This is a genomic window from Hymenobacter sp. HSC-4F20 (assembly GCF_019599275.1).
GTDB lineage: Bacteria > Bacteroidota > Bacteroidia > Cytophagales > Hymenobacteraceae > Hymenobacter.
Window position 1 is genome coordinate 58,897 of the sequence record NZ_JAHZTD010000003.1, and the last position, 19,448, is coordinate 78,344.

General features: G+C 58.8%; 19 protein-coding genes. 15 read left to right on the forward strand and 4 right to left on the reverse strand.

The genetic code is table 11. From position 1 onward, the window contains the following. Nucleotides 1–51: 51 nt before the first annotated feature. The gene (locus K3G63_RS16235; protein ID WP_220615188.1) at nucleotides 52–957 is read left to right on the forward strand and encodes a manganese catalase family protein; all 906 of its coding nucleotides are present in this window, start codon (nucleotides 52–54) and stop codon (nucleotides 955–957) included. A gap of 186 nt (nucleotides 958–1,143) precedes the next feature. Continuing rightward, on the forward strand, nucleotides 1,144–1,911 hold the full coding sequence (locus K3G63_RS16240; RefSeq protein WP_220615189.1) for a peptidylprolyl isomerase: 768 nt from the start codon (nucleotides 1,144–1,146) through the stop codon (nucleotides 1,909–1,911). A 10-nt stretch (nucleotides 1,912–1,921) separates the two neighbouring features. Here K3G63_RS16240 and K3G63_RS16245 read toward each other — a convergent pair whose 3' ends face one another. Both K3G63_RS16245 and K3G63_RS16250 read right to left on the reverse strand, forming a co-directional pair. Next, the gene (locus K3G63_RS16245) at nucleotides 1,922–2,359 is read right to left on the reverse strand and encodes a hypothetical protein (RefSeq protein WP_220615190.1); all 438 of its coding nucleotides are present in this window, start codon (nucleotides 2,357–2,359) and stop codon (nucleotides 1,922–1,924) included. 114 nt (nucleotides 2,360–2,473) lie between these two features. Beyond that, on the reverse strand, nucleotides 2,474–4,585 hold the full coding sequence (locus K3G63_RS16250; RefSeq protein ID WP_220615191.1) for a M13 family metallopeptidase: 2,112 nt from the start codon (nucleotides 4,583–4,585) through the stop codon (nucleotides 2,474–2,476). A gap of 326 nt (nucleotides 4,586–4,911) precedes the next feature. On the opposite strand from K3G63_RS16250, the gene xseA reads away from it, so the two are divergent. From xseA to K3G63_RS16290, 8 genes are all read left to right on the forward strand, one after another. Then, complete coding sequence (gene xseA, locus K3G63_RS16255; protein WP_220615192.1) at nucleotides 4,912–6,405, forward strand: exodeoxyribonuclease VII large subunit; 1,494 nt, start codon at nucleotides 4,912–4,914, stop codon at nucleotides 6,403–6,405. Between the two features lie 12 nt (nucleotides 6,406–6,417). Beyond that, nucleotides 6,418–6,633, forward strand: a complete 216-nt coding sequence (gene xseB, locus K3G63_RS16260) for an exodeoxyribonuclease VII small subunit (protein WP_220615193.1) — start codon at nucleotides 6,418–6,420, stop codon at nucleotides 6,631–6,633. Nucleotides 6,634–6,716: 83 nt separating this feature from the next. After that, nucleotides 6,717–7,097, forward strand: coding sequence for a hypothetical protein (locus K3G63_RS16265; RefSeq protein WP_220615194.1), 381 nt, complete (start codon nucleotides 6,717–6,719; stop codon nucleotides 7,095–7,097). A gap of 25 nt (nucleotides 7,098–7,122) precedes the next feature. Next, nucleotides 7,123–7,803, forward strand: coding sequence for a hypothetical protein (locus K3G63_RS16270; protein WP_220615195.1), 681 nt, complete (start codon nucleotides 7,123–7,125; stop codon nucleotides 7,801–7,803). A 115-nt stretch (nucleotides 7,804–7,918) separates the two neighbouring features. Further along, complete coding sequence (locus tag K3G63_RS16275; protein ID WP_220615196.1) at nucleotides 7,919–8,332, forward strand: hypothetical protein; 414 nt, start codon at nucleotides 7,919–7,921, stop codon at nucleotides 8,330–8,332. Nucleotides 8,333–8,342: 10 nt separating this feature from the next. Then, the gene (locus K3G63_RS16280) at nucleotides 8,343–9,131 is read left to right on the forward strand and encodes a hypothetical protein (protein WP_220615197.1); all 789 of its coding nucleotides are present in this window, start codon (nucleotides 8,343–8,345) and stop codon (nucleotides 9,129–9,131) included. A 75-nt stretch (nucleotides 9,132–9,206) separates the two neighbouring features. Continuing rightward, a complete protein-coding gene (locus tag K3G63_RS16285) occupies nucleotides 9,207–9,989 on the forward strand; it encodes a sensor histidine kinase (protein WP_220615198.1) in 783 nt (260 codons plus the stop codon). Continuing rightward, entirely contained in the window at nucleotides 9,986–10,411 is a 426-nt protein-coding gene (locus K3G63_RS16290; protein ID WP_220615199.1) for a response regulator transcription factor, read from the forward strand. Before K3G63_RS16285 ends, K3G63_RS16290 begins: the two co-directional genes overlap by 4 nt. 53 nt (nucleotides 10,412–10,464) lie before the next feature. On the opposite strand, the gene K3G63_RS16295 is transcribed toward K3G63_RS16290, so the two are convergent. Further along, nucleotides 10,465–10,821 carry an MGMT family protein gene (locus K3G63_RS16295; RefSeq protein WP_220615200.1) on the reverse strand — a complete coding sequence of 119 codons (357 nt, stop codon included), beginning with the start codon at nucleotides 10,819–10,821 and terminating at the stop codon, nucleotides 10,465–10,467. 360 nt (nucleotides 10,822–11,181) lie between these two features. On the opposite strand from K3G63_RS16295, the gene K3G63_RS16300 reads away from it, so the two are divergent. From K3G63_RS16300 to K3G63_RS16320, 5 genes are all read left to right on the forward strand, one after another. Beyond that, nucleotides 11,182–12,342 (forward strand): efflux RND transporter periplasmic adaptor subunit, encoded by a 1,161-nt coding sequence (locus K3G63_RS16300; protein WP_220615201.1) that lies wholly within the window; start codon nucleotides 11,182–11,184, stop codon nucleotides 12,340–12,342. A 43-nt stretch (nucleotides 12,343–12,385) separates the two neighbouring features. Further along, entirely contained in the window at nucleotides 12,386–12,751 is a 366-nt protein-coding gene (locus tag K3G63_RS16305) for a four helix bundle protein (RefSeq protein ID WP_220615202.1), read from the forward strand. A 32-nt stretch (nucleotides 12,752–12,783) separates the two neighbouring features. Further along, entirely contained in the window at nucleotides 12,784–15,864 is a 3,081-nt protein-coding gene (locus tag K3G63_RS16310) for an efflux RND transporter permease subunit (RefSeq protein ID WP_220615203.1), read from the forward strand. 56 nt (nucleotides 15,865–15,920) lie between these two features. Further along, nucleotides 15,921–17,345: a TolC family protein gene (locus K3G63_RS16315; protein WP_220615204.1), complete on the forward strand. Its 1,425-nt coding sequence runs from the start codon at nucleotides 15,921–15,923 to the stop codon at nucleotides 17,343–17,345. A gap of 258 nt (nucleotides 17,346–17,603) precedes the next feature. Further along, nucleotides 17,604–17,777, forward strand: coding sequence for a hypothetical protein (locus tag K3G63_RS16320; protein ID WP_220615205.1), 174 nt, complete (start codon nucleotides 17,604–17,606; stop codon nucleotides 17,775–17,777). 144 nt (nucleotides 17,778–17,921) lie between these two features. Here K3G63_RS16320 and K3G63_RS16325 read toward each other — a convergent pair whose 3' ends face one another. After that, the gene (locus K3G63_RS16325; protein ID WP_220615206.1) at nucleotides 17,922–19,196 is read right to left on the reverse strand and encodes a zinc dependent phospholipase C family protein; all 1,275 of its coding nucleotides are present in this window, start codon (nucleotides 19,194–19,196) and stop codon (nucleotides 17,922–17,924) included. Between the last annotated feature and the right edge of the window lie 252 nt (nucleotides 19,197–19,448).

Consider the following 19,448-nt stretch of genomic DNA (forward strand, 5'->3'; position numbering starts at 1 on the left):
CCACTTTGGCGGACAGAAATAATCTTTTTCAACCCCAAACCCCAGGTTGCTATGATTCTGCGCTATGACCGGCTAGCCGTTGAGCTGCCCAAACCCAAAAATCCATCTCCCAACGATGCTGCTGCTATTCAGGAGCTGCTGGGAGGCAAATACGGGGAGATGTCGACCCTGATGAACTACACGTTCCAGTCGTTCAACTTCCGGGGCAAAAACCGGTTGCGCCCATTCTATGATCTAACCTGCAGCATTGCCGCCGAAGAGTACAGCCACATCGAGGCCGTATCCTACGCCATCAACCTGCTACTGACCGGCCAGACAGTGCGCGGCAAGGACCCGGTACCAGCGCCTCTGGCCGACGCTAAAGATGCCCGCAACAGCTACCATTTCCTGAGCAGCGCCCAGGCTGCCGTACCTTTCGACTCCATGGGCAACCCCTGGACTGGCCAGTACGTGCACAGCAGTGGCAACCTGAAGCTGGATTTACTGCACAACTTCTTCTTGGAGTGCGGGGCGCGCGCCAACAAAATGCGGGTCTATGAAATGGTATCGGACCCCTGTGCCCGCACGATGGTCGGCTACCTACTGGTTCGCGGCGGCCTGCACGTGGTAGCCTACGCCAAAGCCCTCGAGAAGCTGACGGGTGTGGAAGTAAGCAAGCTGGTGCCGGTACCAGACCTGAGTAACGATGCCTTCCCCGAGGCCAAAAAGCTCCAGGACCAGCAGAAGTTGCACCTGAAACTCTATACCTTCAGCCCCGACGACTACAAGCAGGCGGGTATCATCTGGAACGGAACCCACCCCGAGGATGGCCAGCCCCTGGAAGTAATACAAGGAGGGTTTGAGGGCGTGCCCTACCCTGTGTTGGAAGAGGAGCCCCAGCTTAACTCGCCCGGCGCCGACGACTACGACCCGCAGATGTTCGCGGATATTGCTAAGAAGCTCGGCATCAAGCTGTAAGCTGCTTTGCGGTGCAGACCAAGGGCTACTCCCGCCAGACGGGGGTAGCCCTTGTTGCGTACTCAAGCAGGTAGAGGCTTTCCCGCTGGCTCCAGGGCGCGCGGAAGCCTGAGCCTCGGAGGTAGCACCACATCCTACTGCGGCGCGGTTCGTATCATTGCAACCTGCTACCTGCGCTGTATTTCTATGTTCCAGCTTCCTTCTTTCTCCTCTCGCTCTGCTCCACTCGTGGCGCTGGCTAGCGCCGCCCTGCTGGCGGCCTGCAACCAGCAGCCACCCGAAACGCCGGCCGCTGTGGCTACCTCACCGGCGGCGCCAGTAGTTCCCGGCCCCGACCTGATGAGCCTGACGGACTCTACGGCCCCGGCCTTACTGCGGCCCTACGGCCAGCAGTACCCGGGGCGCGAGGTGCTGCTCCAGACCCGCCACGGCAACATGCGCATCCGCCTCTACGAAGACACCCCGCTGCACACGGCAAATTTTCTGCTGCTCACCCGTAAAGGCTACTTCGATGAAACGGTGTTCAACCGGGTGGTGAAAGGCTTTGCCATTCAGGGCGGCACCTCCGACCACCTCACCATGCGCCTGAGCCGCTACCGCCTGCCACCGGAAATCCGGCCCCAGCATTTCCACAAGCGCGGAGCCGTGGGCATGGCCCGCTACGATGATGAGCAGAACCCAGGCAAGCTGTCTTCCAGCCACGATTTTTACATTGTGCAGGGGCAGAAGCTTACGCCCTACCAGGCCCAGAGCAGCACCAACCGGGAACTCACACCAGCCCAGCTGCGGACCTACAGCACCCAGGGCGGCACTCCCAGCCTCGACGGGGAGTACACCGTGTTTGGGGAGGTAGTGGAAGGCCTGGACGTTATCGACAAGATTGCCAACGAGCCCGTCGGCACCGACCACTGGCCCAACAAGGACGTGGACATCAAGATGAAAGTGCTTCAGTAACCAAAGGTGCTTAGTTGCGGCGCACAGCAATCAGGCGGGTGTGCTGCACGTCGCCGGGCTGCTCCTGCAACAATTCTAAGGCTTCGGCACGGGTATAGGTCATGCTGTTCTCGGCGAAGAAGCCAGGAGCACTTATGGCCGCTTGGGGGGTAGTGGCCTCTTGCCGGGCCGGATGTAGGTCCACAGCATCGGGGCGCACGGCGTGTACCTGGTAGAAGTAGTAGCGCTGCTGCTGCGTGCCGCGGGGCTGAAACTGCACCACATACACGTCGCCGACACGGGGAGCGCGGAGCCGCATTTCCGGCGTTTCGGCGGTGGCTACGGCCGCTGCGGGCTTGGTAGCCGCGGGCATCTGGGTGGCGGGTTGCTCGGGCTGGCTGCGGTTGCAGGCTACGGTACAGGCGGAGGCCAGTAGCAGGCCACCTAGAAAGCAAGGGGTAACGGACATAGCGGGAAATGTAAGCGGCACCAGAGCTAGTATTACGGGCGGAAGCACAAAAAAGGCGGCTCGTTTACCACGAGCCGCCTTTTCAGCTAGCAGATAAAGCTATGCTTCAGCGGCTTACCACACCTTAGCGCGCTCGGCCTGCGCACGTACCATCTTGGCGTCTTCCTTGCAGCCAAAGGCCTCATAGAATTGGGGCATGTTCATGAGCGGACCGCTGGTACGGAACTGCGCGGGCGAGTGAGGGTCCGTCATAACCTGCTGGCGCAGATACTCGGGGCGTGCGTTCGTACGCCAGATCTGAGCCCAGGCCAGGAAGAAGCGCTGCTCGGGCGTGAAGCCGTCGTACTTGGGCGCGTTGCCGGTGGGGTACTGCTTTTTGAGCTGCTTCTGCAGAGCAGTGTAGGCAATGTTCAGGCCCCCGAGGTCGGCCAGGTTCTCGCCCATCGTCAGCTTGCCGTTCACGAACACCGAGTCCAGCGGCGAGAAACCCGAGTATTGCTTGCCTACCATGTCGGCGCGCTGCTCAAACTTGGCGGCGTCTTCCTTGGTCCACCAGTCGCGCAGGTTGCCTTCGGCGTCGTATTGCCGGCCCTGGTCGTCGAAGCCGTGGGTGATTTCGTGGCCGATAACGGCGCCCATGCCGCCGTAATTTACCGCATCGTCAGCCTTGGGGTCGAAGAACGGAGGCTGCATAATGCCGGCCGGAAACACGATTTCGTTCATCGGCGGGTTATAGTAGGCATTTACCGTGGGCGGGGTCATGCCCCATTCCTTCCGGTCAATCGGCTTACCGAACTTACTGAGGTTGTCTAGGGAAGCCCACTGGCGAGCAGCCAGCACGTTTTTCAGGTACGACTCGCGCGAGATGGTCAGGGCCGAGTAGTCCTTCCACTGGTCGGGGTAGCCGATTTTTACGGTGAAGGCGTTCAGTTTTTTGAGGGCTTCCTGCTTGGTAACATCGCTCATCCAGTCAAGCTGCTGAATGTGCTCCGCCATGGCCTCCCGGATGTTGGCTACCATTTCCATGGCCTTCTGCTTGGTTTCCGGCGTGAAAGCCTTGTCCACGTAGAGCTGGCCGAAGGCTTCGCCCAGGGCGCGGTCGGTGGCGGCGTTCATGCGCTTCCAGCGGGGCTGCTGCTTTTTGGCGCCAGTCAGCACCTGCGAAAAACGGAACGACTCGTCTCCGAAGGCTTTCGGCAGGGCCGAGGTCAGGGAGGTCGTCAGGTGCCAGCGCAGGTAGGTTTTGATGTCGCCGAGGGGCTCCTGCTTGAGCAGGGTGCTTTCTTCCTTGAAGAACTCGGGCTGCCCTACAATAATGGTTTTGACCGCGCCCAGCTTCATGGCCTGCAAGGCCTGCGGCAGCGCCAGGTTCGGGAACTGCTTGTTGGCCTCGGCTACCGTCATTTTGTTGTAGTTGGCCTGCGGGTCGCGCAGGGCCACGCGGCTCCGGCTAGCCTTGGCCAGGCGCGTTTCGATGCGCATAACAGCCGCAGCATTCTTCGCGGCCGTGGCCTCGTTGTCGCCTAACAGTTTGAAGGTATTGGTGAGGTAGGTGGTGTACGCGGCGCGCAGCCCTTTCGAGCGGGCGTCATCCTTCAGGTAATAGTCCCGGTCGGGCAGGCTGAGGCCGCCCTGGTAAAGCTGGAAAGCGTACTCCGTGCTCTTTTTCTCATCCTGGCCTACACCAGCGCTATAGAATGCGCCGGTGCTGTACAGCTGCTGCCGCACAATTTCACTCTGCACGCCTTTCAGGTCCTTGATGGCGTTGATGCGCGCCAGCTCGGGCTGCAAGTACTTCAGGCCCGCCTGCTCAATAGCCATTGAGTCCATGGCCGTAGCGTAGTAGTCGCCTACTTTCTGGGCGTTAGACCCTTTAGTGGCCGAGGTGTTGGCAGCGGCTTCCTGCAGAATCTGGCGCATGAGGGCGTTGTTCTTGTCGGCCAGCTCATTGAAAGAGCCCCACCGCACTTCCGCCGCCGGAATCGGATTGTTTTTCAGCCAGTTGCCGCTGGCGTACTGAAAGAAATTGTCGCAGGCGCTAACTGAGTTGTCAATGTTAGCTACGTTCAGGCCCACCCCCTTTGGGTCGGCGGCTGGGGCGGGAGCAGCGGGAGCCGTAGTGGTAGCGGCCGCCGTGGGTGCAGCGGTTTTGCTGGAGGCGCAGCTGGCCAGCGAAAGACCGGCTGCCGCCACCGCTGCCAGCGTCAGGCTGTTGCGGTTTTTCATGAAAAAGATAGTAGGAAGATGGATGTACTGTTTTGCAAGGTAAGCAATTAGCCAGTGATGCGGGAATGAAGAAAAACAGGCCGGCCGCCGCTCTTTGGGAGAACAGAGATTCACTGAATTTCTGCTCTCCCAAAGAGCAGATCAAGAAACCCCGAGCAGCCGCTTCACTTTACCGGCCGACAGATGCGGGGTAGCCGGTGACCAGCACGGCGGCTTTTGCTACCGCCTCTTGCCCTGTGGATACTACATCTTAGCGGGAGCGGTAGCCCGGCTGCCGCGTACGGACACGCTATTGGTCCCCTGCTTCTGCGTAACTTGCGCGTCTGATGCCCCTGTACAACCGCCGCCCCGAAACCGGGCTTTCTTCGGCCAAGTCTGCCTCGCTCCCGCCCGCCGCACTGCCCCTGAGCGAGCTGCTGGCCCGGGTGCGTCAAACCCTGAGTGAGCGGTTTGCGGACTCCTACTGGATAGTAGCGGAAATTGCTGACCTCACCCTCCCCCGCTTCGATGGGGCGCATTGCTACCTTACCCTCACTGACCAGCACACCACTGCCCGCGGGGCCCAACTCAAGGCCCAAGCCCGGGCCACCATCTGGAGCCAGCGCTTTCAGCAGCTAGCCCCTGCATTCGAGGAGCACACCGGTCTTACCCTCCGGACGGGCCTGAAGGTGATGCTGCGCGTGCAGGTGAAGTTTCACGAACAGTTTGGCCTTAGCCTCGACGTGCTGGCCCTCGACCCCACGTATACCGTGGGCGACCTGGCCCGCCTGCGCCTGGAAACTCTGCGCAAACTGGAGGCCCAGGACTTGCTGGAGCGCCAAAAACGCCTGACCCTACCCATTGGCGTGCAGCGGGTAGCCGTTATTTCGTCGCCGACGGCGGCGGGCTGGCAGGATTTTGTGCAGCAGCTACAGGAGGCCCCTTACGACTTTGCCCTGACCCTTTTCCCCGCCCTTATGCAGGGCGACGACGCCCCGGCCAGCATCCGGGCAGCACTGGATGCCATCCGCCCGCGGCGGGAGGAATACGATGCAGTGGTGATTATCCGCGGTGGGGGCTCCAAAACCGACCTGCTGGCCTTCGATGACTACGGCCTGGCCGCGGCCATCGGCTCGTTTCCGCTGCCCGTTCTCACGGGTATCGGCCACGAGCGGGACGAGGCCGTGGTAGACCTAACGGCGCACACCGCCCTGAAAACCCCCACGGCCGTAGCAGCTTTTCTGATTGAGCGTCTGGCCCGGCTGGAAGCAGCCCTGGAAGGCTACGGCCTGCGTATTCGGGAGCTGGCCCAGGCCCAGGTGCAGGCCGAAACCGGCCGGCTAAGCCGCTTGCTGCGCCACGCCCACCTGGCGGCCCAGAACCAGCTCCAAGACCACCGCGAAGCCCTGCACCAGCGCGTCCGGCAGGCGGCTGACTCGCCCCGCGCGCAGCTGCGGCAGCAGGAGCACCAGCTGATCCGGCGACGCCACCAGTTGCACCGGGCAGCCCGGACCGCGCTGCGTCAGCAGGAGCAGGGCCTTCGCACGCGGGGCCGCCTGCTGGCCCGTCACTTCCGCCGCCTGCACCGCCGCCGCTGCGAGCAGCTGCTCCACCAGCGCTACGAGTTGCAGCTAGCCGCTACCCGCCTGCTGCACCGCGCGGAGCTGCGTTTGGCTCAGCTTAGCACGGTGCAGCCAGCCAGTGGTACGGTTCGCCTGCTTACTCCCAAGGGCCGCCCCCTGACCGGCCCCCTCCGGCCCGGGCAGGACATTCTGCTCCGCCTGCCCGAGGGCGTAGTGCCCGCCCGCATTGGTGGGCAACTGCCTCTGTTTCTTCCCTAGCCTTCCCCTGCCATGTCGCCCCAGAACCTTACCTACCGCCAAGCCATTGAAGAGCTGGAAACCATCCTGCGCGCCCTGGAAACTGACGCCGTGGACGTGGATGACCTCACGGCCCGGGTGCAGCGCTCCGCTGAGCTGATTCGCCTGTGCAAGCAAAAGCTGCGCTCGGCCGAGTCAGCCATTGACCGGGTCTTTGAAAACCTGGAAGAAGAAGAGGACGAGCAGTAGCTGAGCCGTGGAGTTTGGGGGACATACCTAATCCGGTATATTTGAATCCGGCAATTCTGCTCGCCTCCTACCCTATCTTTTGCATGTCATCTGCTGCTGATCAAGCCCCACTCGGGCTTACCCTCGACCAGGCCAGTGACTGGACCCGCCGCTACCGGGAACAGCACACCGACCAGATTAAGGGACACCATTTTTCGCGGGCCACTCTCGAAGCAATTCTGGCCCAACCCGAGTGCGCAGGTATTCGCCTGTACTACGGCCGCGACGAGCACAACCAGCGGCGGCTCATTCTGGTAGGTACCGACAGCAACGACTTCGACTTGCTCGGCACCGCTACGGCCCTACAAGCGCCTACTTCCGATGAGCCAGCCGCGGCTAGCTTCGCCGCGGCCGCCCCTACCCCGGTGGAGGCTGGCACTCCCTGCCCGCCCTGCTGCAGCGTGACCAACTCCCTGAACAGCTAACATACCAATTGCCAGTCTTTTACCCATGACCGACACCTGGATAAAAGCGTATCTGGCCTTTGAAATCTGCGTTAACCTCAGTTTTTTCCTGCCCGCTGTCCTCGCGTGGCGGCGATGGCCATACGTGGTGCCGCCCCTGCGAGTACTGGCCCTGCTCACGGTATTTACGCCGGCTATGTTTGGTCTTTCCCGACTGGCAATTACGCTGTGGAAGTACAACTTAGCTGTGGGCCACGCCACAACTATTGGTGAGGGGATGCTGTATCTGTGGTATTTCCGCCGGCTGTTCACTGGCAGCCAGTACGCTAAATACTTTCCGGCCTTACAGTGGGGCTACGCTGCATTCGCCTTGCTCGACTCTTTTTACCTGGAAGGATTTGCCAAGCTAAACTCCTACACCAATGGCCTGGAAAGCTTCCTGTGCATTGGCTTGGCCCTGCTGTTTTTCGAAGAATACCTGCGCAGGAGCAAAGTACCCTCTCCCGCTCAGGACCCGGCCTTTATCAGCAACTGTGCTATTCTGATTTACATGACCAGCACGGTTACTACGTACCTGTTCCTCAACCGGTTTATTGCGCTGAATGATGCCCATTCAGTGTACCGTATTTTCTTTATCAATCTGGTAATGCTGCTGATTTTGAGTGCTGCTTTAACGTTTGCTTTTTTGCTGGCCCGGCGTCCGGCTGTAGCCTCTGCCAGAAGCTAGGCAGCCCCTACCCAGAACTGGCCGTGAACTGGGGAAGTAAGCAGAGTATTTTTTCCGCTTAAAAACAGTAGCTTGGCTCACTGCTCCATCTTCTGCCACGTTTTACCCTATCTGCATGCCTATTTCTGACCCAGTTCCTGGCTTCAATCCAGATGCCGGCGCCCTCATTGCGCCGGCGCTTGCCGAACAATGGACTGCCAACTACCGCCAGCAGCCTCTCACCGATGCGGGCCCGGGTGCTGCGAAACGAATTAACGCCTACTACCTCAGCAACCAGATTCTGACGGAGATTCAGGCCCAGCAGGGCTGCGTCGGGCTCCGCTTCTACATGGGCCTCGACAAGCCCAAAGCCGGCGAGAATAAAGCTGCCGAATACCAGATGCTGGTGGTAGGCGTAGATGCCAACGGCTACGACATGGTGCCGCGCCCGGCGACCAGCGGCGAACTGCTCTACGAAGACGGCATTGTAGGGGATAATGCACAAAAGTGCCCGAGCGTGTGCGACAGCACTAGTCCGCTAACTTCTTAAGGAAGTATCCATGAGCCCCTGGCTTTCTCTGATCAACCTTTTTATCGGGATAAGCAAGGGATTCAGTGTTATCCTGCTGGGCTACCTATGGGGGCGCAAAACCCGGATACCCGGCGTTTTGCGCCCCTTGCTGTGGTATGTGGTTTTTGATGCGGCCATTTATGTGCTCGGGGTAGCCGGAAGCCGCCTCTACCACAACAATGTTCCAGGCTTTCACCTCTCTACCTTCAGCGACGTTACCTGCCTGACCCTGCTTTTCGTGCGGCTGGCTTCTCCCCGGGTCAGGCCCTGGCTGCGGGTGGGTTGGGTGGGATTCGTCGGCTCCGCGCTGGTTAGTGCGCTATGGGTGGACGGGCTCTGCACGAATATCAATACGTTGAGCCGGGGCGTGGGCAACTTGTTCCTGGTGGGCATGGCCCTGCGGCAGCTGATGCAGATGAGTTCGTACAAACGCACGCTCCCCCCCATGCGCAACCCCGAAATGCTGCTGTGCGTGATGGTGCTGCTATACTACTCCTGCTCTACGCTGGTAATCATCGGGCAGGATCTACCGCGCTATTCTTGGTTCAAGAGCAGTTACACCTCGGCTCCGGGTGCCAGCTTCACCATTCTTACGCTGCTACCGTATCCGTTTCTGCGGGCCATCCAGGCCGGCGTGCTGGTGCGGCTATTTGCGCTGCTGCCGCAGGGCGTCAGGCCCCGCCGGGCACTGCCGCGGTGGCTGCGGTTTCGCCTGGGCTGGCGTCCGCCCACTGAGCCACCACAGTACCGGGTGCTGCCGGCTTATCTGATCAAGTAAAACCCTGTATCTTGGGCGGATAAAGCTGGCTTCTGCTTTGTATGTATGCCTGACGCGCTTATCCCTTTAGTTCTCGTGACGCCTATCCTGCTGCTGCTGGCACTGGGCATTGTGGGCTTTGTGGTGCGCTACCAACGCCGCCTGATTCAGCAGCAACTGGAAATGCAGGAGCTACACGAGGCAGCTCAACAGCAAGCCCTAGAAGCGGCGCTGCTGGCTCAGGAGGAGGAACGCCGCCGCATTGCCGGCGACCTGCATGACGGCGTAGGAACTACCCTGGCCATTGTAAAGCTTCACCTCAACACCCTGGATCAGCCCGAGCTGACGCAGGAAGCCTCTTCCCTGCTGGACCAGGCCATTAACGAAGTGCGCCGTATTTCCCGTAACCTGCTCCCGGCGGCTCTGCAGAAATTCGGGTTACCCTTTGCCCTGGAGGCCCTGGCCCGCACTGTTCCTGCCGATGGACCTACGCAGGTAGAGGTAGAACAGCGCGGTCGGCCCCGCCGCCTCGAACCCAAATACGAGTTGATTGTATATCGTGTGGTGCAGGAACTGCTAGGCAACGGCCTGCGCCACGCCTATGCGGCCCATATTCACATTGTAGTGGAGTTCGGCACCGATCAGCTAACCCTTCATTACACGGATGACGGTGTAGGCTTCGACCCCACCCTGCCCGATCAGCCGCCCGCCCCTGGCACTCGTACTGGCCTGGGATTAACCAACTTACGGAGCCGAGTTGGCGTACTACGCGGAACGCTACGCCACGAGTCGGCTCCTGGCGAGGGAACGCGGGTTTGGATTTCCTTACCCGTTCCGTACCTTTCTACAATTCAACCTGCTCCCTCTTCAGTCCTATGAGTGTTCCTGCCATTCGCCTAGCTGTTGTCGATGATCATATCTTATTTCGCAAAGGACTGCGGGCTCTCATCAGCGGCTTTCCGGGGATGGAAGTGCTGTTTGAAGCTGGCGACGGACAGGAGCTGCTGGAGCGGCTGGACCAGGGCACCATTCCGGATGTGGTCCTGATGGACTTGCAGATGCCAGTGCTCGATGGGCTGCAAACCGTGCGCCTGCTACGTGCTCAGTATCCGCAGGTACGCTCCATCATCATTTCCATGCACGATGAGCCCGAGCTGATTGACTCTCTGCGCGCTGAAGGCGCCCACGGCTACCTGCTGAAAAACGCCAGCCCTGAGGAAGTGCGCCGCGCCATCCAAAGCGTTATCGATAACCGCCCGAACCTGGGTAACTCCCGCAATATTCTTACTACCGCTTTCTAGAGCTAGCCTTTAGAAGAGGTGGTGCTACCCAAAGCCCTGCTACTGGTAGCCTTTTATTCCAGTTCCGCCGCGGGGTCCCAGAACAGGCGCTTAAACTCAACCACCTGATCATCTACCACCTGAATGCCCTCTGCTTCCAGGGCTTCCTGCATGGCCGTGGGGGTAGGGTAATGCTGCCGCCCGGTCAGTAGGCCATTGCGGTTCAGCACGCGGTGGGCCGGCACGTAAGCGTCGGCGGTGTGGGCAGCCATCATGGCCCAGCCCACCAGGCGCGCCCCGTGGCGGGCCCCCAGGTAATGAGCAATGGCACCGTAGGTAGTAACCCGGCCCGAGGGCACCAAGCGCACTACCTCGTGCACTTCCTGAAAAAAATTGCGCTGCTTTTCGCTGGGGTTACGGGGTAGGGACACGGGTAAAAGTAGCGCGAAGCCAAGAAATAGAACAAGTTTTGAGTGCAAATGCTTGGGCCGCTTAGCGTAAACGAACTCATACGCTACCCAGACAAAAGCTCCCGCTCAAGCACCGGTAGGCTGTTCAGAGAGCCGCTAAGCTGAGCCTTAGCCCAACGCAGCAAGGCCACCAACCAGAGCCGTAGGTCCTACCAGGTGCGTCTGGAAGGAACGGGCTGCAACCCGCCGGGGTTTTCTGTGTCTTACCCGCATCATCACCCCACCCCAACCCGGCCTTAACCTTCAATAGGTGGTTAGCGTTGTGACGGTTGCACTCCAACCGGCCGCGGCGTTGCGGCGGGCACCACTCCCCCGAGGCACATGCAAACCCAAGAACACCCCACGCAAGAAATTACCGAAACTCGCTCCAGCGGAGCCGGCCGCCGCATTATCTGGCTGCTGGTAGCATTGGCCGTAGTAGGCGCCCTGGCTTTCATCAAGATAAAGTTTTTTCCTTCCCAAAGTGCCGAGGGCAAAGGGGGCGGTGGCAAGGGTGCTGCTGGGGCCGGTAAAGGTGCCTCGGGTGGGGCCGGGAGCAAAGGCGGGCAGAAGCTACCCGTGCAGGTATATGTAGTACAAGCTACCAACCTGGCCGATGAAGTAGCTGCCACGGGTTCCATTCTGGCCGAGGAATCGGTGATTATTAAAAGCGAAATTTCGGGCAAAATCACCAGCCTCAATATCAAGGAAGGGCAACCCGTCAGCAAGGGACAACTGCTGTTCAGCATCAACGCCGACGAAATTCAGTCAAACCTGCGCAAGCAGGAGTACAATATCAAGCTTTACCGCGACCAGGAGCGGCGGCAGCGCACCCTGCTCGATAAAGAGTATATCAGCGCCCAGGAATACGAGCAGGCCAATAATCAGCTACTTACGGCTCAGGCTGACTTGCAAACCTTGCGTGCTTCCCTGGCCAAAGCCTACGTGCGGGCGCCCTTTGCCGGCGTACTGGGCCTGACTACGGCTACAGTGGGTACCTACGTGAGCCCCGGCGCCGAAATAACCACTCTGTCCAAGGTCAAGCCAGTGAAAATCAACTTCACGGTACCCAGCCGCTTCTCGAACCTGGTGCGCACCGGCGACCCTATTACCATTACCGACGAGGCTTCGAACAAGAAGTACGAAGCTAAAGTCTACGCCCTGGATCCGCAGATTGACCCTGTGAGCCGCACCCAAACCGTGCGCGCCCGCTATGCCAACAGCAACAATGAGCTGCGCCCCGGCGCTTTCGTGAAAGTAAACCTGCAACTCGGCCAAACCTCGGAAGCCTTGCAGGTACCCACCGAAGCCGTAATTCCCGAAGCGGCTGGCTACAGCGTGTACACGGTGCAAGGCGGCAAAATGGTCCCGAAGAAGGTGAAGATTGGGGTACGCTCGGCCCGCCTGATTCAGATCACCGAAGGCATTGCCGTCGGGGACTCCATAATTCGCACGGGCATTCTACAGGTTAAACCTGGTGATGCTGTGCGCGTTACTAAGTAATTAATAATTAACAATTAGTAATTAGTGATTATAGCTCAATGACATGAAGGAAGACAATATAATTCTTCATAAAAGCTACAGCTTGGCTGTGCGCATCGTGAAACTCAGTCAATATTTAAGCAAAGAAAAACAGGCCTTTCAATTAGCAGACCAGATTCGACGTAGCGGCACTTCTATTGGTGCCAATATGGAGGAAGCTATTGGGGGCCTTTCTCGTAAAGACTTTGTAGCAAAATGTGGTATAGCGTACAAGGAGGCTCGGGAGACGCATTACTGGCTTCGTTTGCTACGTGATACCGATTACATAGCGCCAACTCAGGCTGCGTCTTTACTACAGGATTGTGAAGAAGTATTAAAAATAATAACGGCTATTATTCGCTCTTCTCGAGATGTACCCGCCAATTCTTAATTATTAATTTCTAATTACTAATTGACGAAGTCATGAGTCTTTCCTCCACTAGTATCAACCGGCCGGTGCTCGCCATTGTGATGAGCCTGGTCATCGTGATTTTCGGGGTGATTGGGTTTCGTTACCTCAGCGTGCGGGAGTACCCCAGCGTTGACCCGCCCATCATCACCGTATCGGCCTCTTATACCGGTGCCTCCGCCGACGTCATGCAGGGCCAGGTAACGGAGCCGCTGGAAGAAGCCCTCAACGGTATTCAGGGCATCAAGAACCTGACCTCGAACTCCCGCGACGGACGCACCCAGATTACGGTAGAGTTTGACCTTGATGCCGACCTGGAAACGGCGGCCAACGACGTGCGCGACAAGGTATCGGGGGCCCAGGGCCGCCTACCCCGCGACATTGACCCTCCCGTGGTCAGCAAGGCCAACGCCGACTCCCAACCCATTGTAATGACCTACCTCAGCTCCAGCCAGCGCAACCTGCTGGAGCTGACCGACTATGCCAACAACACCCTCAAAGAGCGCCTCCAAACCATTCCAGGCGTTTCGGAAGTGCGGGTGTACGGGGAGCGGAAGTATTCCATGCGCTTGTGGCTGGACCCGGTGAAACTCTCCGCCCTGGGCGTGAGCCCCGTGGATGTGCAGGCCGCCCTTACCCGCGAAAACGTGGAGCTGCCCAGCGGCTCGGTACAAGGGGAGGCTACTCAGCTGACGCTACGCACCATGGGCCGCCTGTCGTCGGTAGAAGACTTCAACAACCTGATTATCCGGCAGGATGAATCTTCGCTGGTGCGCCTCTCCGACATCGGCTACGCCGAACTCTATCCCGAGAACGACCAAACCATCTTCAAGGTGAACGGCGTGCCGATGGTAGGTCTGGCCGTTATTCCGCAGCCGGGCTCTAACCAAATTGACATTGCCGACGAGTTCAACCAGCGCATTGCCCTCTACGGCAAAGACCTGCCCAAGGACCTGGTGCTGAAGCCGGGCTTCGATAACTCAGTGTTTATCCGCAAGTCTATTAACGAGGTAGAGCACACCATCATTGAGGCCTTCGTGCTGGTAGTAATTATCATCTTCCTGTTCCTGCGCGACTGGCGTTCTACCATCATTCCGGTGGTAGCCATTCCGGTGTCACTGGTAGGTATCTTCTTCGTGATGTACCTGATGAACTTCTCCATCAATGTGCTCACGCTGCTGGCGGTGGTACTGGCCATTGGCCTGGTAGTGGACGACGCCATTGTGGTGCTGGAAAATATTTACTCCCGCATTGAGGAAGGCGAAGACCCGAAAACTGCCGCTATTAAAGGCTCCGAGGAAATTCTGATGGCCGTTGTCAGCACCACCATTGTACTGGCGGCTGTATTCCTACCCGTGGTGTTCCTGACCGGTATTACCGGTCGTCTGTTCCGGGAGTTTGGTATTGTGGTGGCTGGTTCGGTACTGATTTCGGCCTTCGTGTCCCTCACCCTGACACCGATGATGTGCTCGGTGCTGCTCAAGCGCCAGGAAACGCACAACTGGTTTTACCGCAAAACTGAGCCCTTCTTCCAGAAGATGATTGGCGGCTACCAAAGCAGCCTGGAAAGCTTCCTGCGCAACCGCTGGATGGCCTGGCTGATGGTGGTGGGTACGGGGGTAGGCATTTGGTTTTTCATGAAAGTGATTCCCTCGGAGCTGGCACCAGTAGAGGACCGAAGCCGCGTAAACATCAATGCCACCGGCCCGGAAGGTGCTTCGTTTGAGTTCATGGATGCCTACATGACCCAGCTCACGAAGCTGGCCATGGACTCGACCGGCGAGCAGAACCTGAGCAGCGTGTTTGCCGTGACCTCGCCCGGTTTCGGGGGGGGCTCCAACTCTGGTACGGCCCGGGTGCTGCTGCTGGATGCCGATGAGCGGAAACTGGGCCAGCAGCAGATATCGGATAAGCTCAGCGCCGGCGTGAAGAAACTGACGGCTGCCCGTACCTCGGTGTCGCAGGACCAGAGTATTGGTAGCGGCGGCGGGGGCCTACCGGTGCAGTTCGTTATCCAGACCCAGGACTTCGACAAGCTGCGCACGGCCGTTCCGAAATTCCTGGATGCCGCCCGCCAGGACCCGACCTTCCAGTTCGTGGATGTCAACCTGAAGTTCAACAAGCCGGAGCTGCGCGTGAATATTGACCGGGAGAAAGCTCAGAGCTTAGGCGTATCGGTGCAGAGCATCAGCCAGACGCTGCAGTCGGGCCTCAGTGGGCAGCGCTACGGCTACTTCATTCGGGAAGGCAAACAGTATCAGATTATCGGGCAGGTAGCGCGCGAAGACCGCAGCCAGCCGTTGGATGTGCGCTTGCTTTCCGTGAAGAATGCAGATGGGGAGCTAATCCAATTGGACAACGTAATTCGGTTGGAAGAAAGCAGCACGCCACCTCAGCTCTACCGTTTCAACCGCTACAACTCGGCTACCTTCTCAGCCTCTTTGGCTCCGGGCCGGACCCTCGGCGACGGTATTGCCGCCATGCAGGCCATTGCCGACAAAAACCTTGACGACACCTTTTCTACCGAACTCGCCGGCGCGTCCCGCGACTTCCAGGAAAGCTCTTCCTCCCTGGTCTTTGCCTTTGGATTGGCGCTGGTGCTGATTTATCTGGTGCTAGCGGCGCAATTCGAAAGCTTCCGCGACCCGGTAATTATCATGGTGACGGTGCCGCTGGCCCTGTCCGGCGCCCTGCTCAGCCTGTGGTACTTCAACCAGACCCTCAACCTGTTCTCCCAGATCGGCATTATCATGCTGGTAGGCCTGGTCACGAAGAACGGTATCCTGATTGTGGAGTTTGCCAACCAGCAGGTAGAGAATGGCAAAGACTACATGACGGGCCTGATTGAAGGCGCTACCGCCCGTTTCCGTCCCATCCTGATGACTTCTTTGTGCGCCATCTTGGGTATTTTGCCCATTGCCGTGGCTACCGGTGCGGGTGCGCTTAGCCGCCGGGCCATGGGCATCGGGGTAGTAGGCGGCTTGTTTTTTGCCACGGCGCTTACCCTCTATGTGGTACCAGTTATGTATTCGTACTTCGCTACGGCTAAAAAGCACAAGCAGCCCGAAGCCGAGCGAAAGGCCGTAGCAGCATAGCCGTGCCGTATCCTTCTGTATTTCAACCGCCCTGTTTTCAGCAGCTGATTCCCTTCATGCGTCGTTCTGTTCTTGCTGCTTTTTTGCTCGCCGCTCCCCTACCCTTGCTGGCTCAGCAGCCGGTGCTACCCTCGCGTCAGCCTACTACCCAGCCCCAAAGCAAACCCCAAACGGAAAAGCCCGAAACGGTAGCGCCGGCCCCTTTCCTGACCCTAGCGGATGCCATCCGCATCGGGGTAGAAAACAACTATGACATCCGGCTTTCCCGTCAGGACGTGCGTATTGCCGAAAACAATGTGACCCGCGGCAACGCCGGCCAGCTGCCCACCGTGAACGGCAACCTCACCCGCACCTTCAACCGCAACAACGTGCGGCAGGAGTCCTCTAGCCGGCCTGAGCCCAGCATTGCCAATGGGGCCCAGTCGAACCTGTTGAATGCCAACGTAGCAGCTACCTGGACGATTTTCGACGGGTTTGGGATGTTTATTGCCTACGACCGGCTGAAGGCACTGGCCCAAAGCCAGCGGCAGCTCACGCGTGCTACCCTGGAAGAAACCGTTGCCAACATCACCGACGCCTACTTTGTGGTGGTGCGCGAGTCGGGCAAGATTAATTCCATTGAGGAAGCCCTGAAAATCGGGCAGGCCCGCATCGACCTGACCCAGGCCCGGGTAGACGTAGGCGTAAGCGCCAAGGTAGAAGTGCTGACCGCCCGCGTCGATTACAACGCCGACCGCTCGGCGCTCATTCAGCAGCAGGAAGCCCTGAAAACCGCCAAAATTAGCCTCAATAACCTGCTAGGCCGCAACCCGAATTTGGATTTTCAGCCCCAGGATTCCATTGTAGTTTCCCAAAACCTAAACCGGGAGGCGGTGCTGCAAGCTGTACGCCAGAACAACCCCCGCCTGCAGCAGGCGCGCACGAATACGGAGGTAGCTACCTACGACCGTCGGCTGGTCCGGGCTTCCCGGTTCCCACAGATCGGGCTTACCTCCGGTTACGGCCTGAACCGCAACATCAACGGTGCGGCCTTCTTTGGTTCCCAGTTGGTTACCAATACCAGCCGCACCTATGGCCTGAACTATGGGGTAGTAGCCTCAGTACCCATTTTCGATGGCTTTAACCGCAACCGCCTGGAGCAGAACGCCCGCGTAGTTGAAGAGCAAAGCCGCCTGCAGCTCGACCAGACCCAGCTCCAGCTTGATGCCGAAGCGGAGCAGGCCTGGGCTCAGTACCAGAACCGCCTGCAGCTGCTGGAGCTGGAAGAAGCCAACATTCTGCTGGCCCGCGAAAACGTGGCTATTGCTCTAGAGCGCTACCGACTGGGGCTTCTTACCCCCATTGCCTTGCGTGAAGCCCAGCGTACCCAGCTCGACGCTGAAGTTCGCCTGCTCGATATTCGCTACCAGGCGAAGCAAGCCGAAATTGTGCTGCGCCGCCTGAGCAGCGGCTTGGTGCAAGAAGGAACTACTCAGCGGTAAGCACAGGCGGGTACCGCGGCTAGCCCGCAGTAGCTCGTGCACATCATAAGGGTAGACCTGGCCTTAACAAACAGCCCGCTTCCTCGCGAGAGTAGGCGGGCTGTTTTGCGCTTGATTCTGCAGGCAGAGAATCCGTTTGGCCGCAAAAAACGTCCTTTTAGTGGGTGCTCCGGTAGGTCCGGCGAAGAAATTCTACAGGCTGGAACCACTACTATAGTTTTGTTTCATCCTCAACGCCACCTCACCTACCTACTGCCAATGTTTGCTTCTTTACTCCGCCTCACCCTGGTTTTTTTCGCATTGTCTTTCTGCCTGCCCACCGGGTCATCGGCGGCTGGCCTCACTGGCCGCGGTTTGCTTCCGGCGGTACGCGCCAAGATGAAAGGCCAGTATCATCTGCACCGTCCGAACTACCGTCCTTACCGTCGGTAGCTTGCCATAAGACCGCTGAGAGAGTAGCCGCAAGCTACTTGCATAACAGCCCGTCGCCTCGCTTTTGGCCGTGCCTCCTGTCGTGTTCAGGGGTAGCATAGCGAAGGCGAGGCGACGGGCTTTTTATCTGGCAGCCGATGCACCTTAGGGAGTTGCTTTCACGTGCACTGCGCGTAGCTGTTGCAAGGCCTGCTGGGTTTCTTGTCGCTTTTCTTTTTCCTTTTCATCCTCATCTACCGGCTCCTGGGTTGGGGTATCGTAGAAGGCAACTATATGCTGCTGCTGCGTGAGCGTGAGGTGGTCAAACTTCTTATCGGCCAGCTTGCGAAGCCACTCGCCGTAGGTTTCATCCGTTAGGGCGTACTCTCCCAGCTTGGTAGGCTTGCCGGTATCGAAGTCGGCATTGGGTAGCGGAATGGCGGCCAGGGTAGTATCGTGGGGCTCTTTCTCCAGCAGGGTGCAGTAGTTGCGCATCACCGTCCGGAAGCTGGCCTTGAATAGCTCCTGGGCTTCGGGAGTAGGCAGCTTAAAGGCAAAAGGCCGCAACGGCCCGATTTTGGGCAATACTCGCACGAAGTAAGATAAAATGCGGGCCCCGGTACCGGGGTGCTCGTAGTCGGTGCCGTAGCGCTGGCGGTACTCCCGCTCACTTTCTTTGTACACGTACTCGCGGCGGCGGGCCTGGGGGCTTAGCCGACGAATTTCCTTTTTCTGCGACTGCCACGCAGCCCGGCTGGCAATGGGAATCAGGCTGCGCACGGCAAACCGGAAGGAGCTGATGGCCAGATCTACGTTAAAGACCACTTGCCCTAGCTCCAGCCCATACGTTTTCAGAAATGCCCTTTCCAGCACCGGCTTGCTCACCTGGAAACCGATGTAGCGCTGGTAATCGGCAGTGCGGTAGCGGCCCGCTGCCACTTGCACCACATCGAAGGCAAACTCCAGCTGGGTATGCTGAATGGGAGCTTCTTCGTACGTAATGACGTCGCCAAACGTAGCCTTTAAATCGGGGTATACGCTGGGCATGGCGCGGTTAGTACCTTCGGGGTGCCCGTGAATGTCGGCGGCATAGTGGGCCAGCGCACCAAGGGCAAAGGCGTACTCATTTCGGTTGTGGGCCTCATCGAGCAGGGTGCGCACAAAGTCGCCGGAGCGCACGTAGTGGGTCAGGTTGGTGAACAGCTCCGAGCCGAAGGGGTAGTAGCCCATGTCCTGCAGAATGGAGCCGCCATAGGCAAAGCTCTTGGCTTCATTGAGCTGTTCTTCAGTGGCACCGGGGTAGCGGCTCTGCAACAGCGGCAGCATACAGCGCGTCCAGCTGGAATCGACGTTGGCCTGGTGGGTAAGCACGGAGTAGGCCGCAGCCGGATGCGCAGTGAGTCCGAGCAGGACCAGTACGCCAAGTATCCATTTCAGCATAAGGAGTAAGGCTGGGCCAGGCAATATAGCTCAACCGCAAGCTTTGCCAGTACGCGAGCCTGCAAGTCATGGTTGTAGCTACATAGATGGCGGTAGGAACAAACCTGCCACACGGGAATCGCCGTCAGGAACACGCTTTTCCCCTGACTACGAGAGTGAATGGCTGATGGTCGTGAACAGGAAAATTTCGGGCAACCTGAAGTCAGACGAATTCCAAATTTGCAGGCTCCAGGTGTTTTCCTGAACAAGTCC